The sequence below is a fragment of the Ensifer sp. ENS10 genome (assembly GCF_014852025.1).
Taxonomy (GTDB): Bacteria; Pseudomonadota; Alphaproteobacteria; order Rhizobiales; family Rhizobiaceae; genus Ensifer.
The window spans coordinates 1-457 of the sequence record NZ_JACVAS010000044.1 but is presented as its reverse complement, the minus strand read 5'-3'; the positions used below and the strand labels follow the sequence as shown (position 1 = coordinate 457).

The window sequence follows — 457 nt, the reverse complement described above, 5'->3', positions numbered from 1 at the left end:
TCGACCGCAGCAACCCGACGGCAAGCGCGGTTGCCATCAAGGACGGAAAGTTCCTGGCCGTCGGCGACGACCGGACGATCATGGCGCTGGCCGGCCCGGGCACCCGGGTGATCGACCTCAAGGGCAAGCGCGTGCTGCCGGGCCTCAACGACAACCATACCCACGTCGTGCGCGGCGGCCTCAACTTCAACATGGAACTGCGCTGGGACGGCGTGCGGTCGCTCGCCGATGCGATGGCGATGCTGAAGCGACAGGTGGCGATCACGCCGGCGCCGCAATGGGTGCGCGTCGTCGGCGGCTTTACCGAACACCAGTTCGCCGAAAAGCGGTTGCCGACGATCGACGAGATCAATGCGGTCGCCCCGGATACGCCGGTGTTCCTGCTGCATCTCTATGACCGGGCGCTCTTGAACGGCGCCGCCCTCAGGGCGGTCGGCTATGGCAAGGACACGCCCAA

1 protein-coding gene is annotated in these 457 nt (G+C 67.0%); it reads left to right on the top strand.

What is annotated here, in order from left to right; genetic code table 11:
• On the top strand, positions 1-457 hold a 457-nt coding region (locus IB265_RS36295; protein WP_192496233.1), incomplete at both ends, for an amidohydrolase family protein.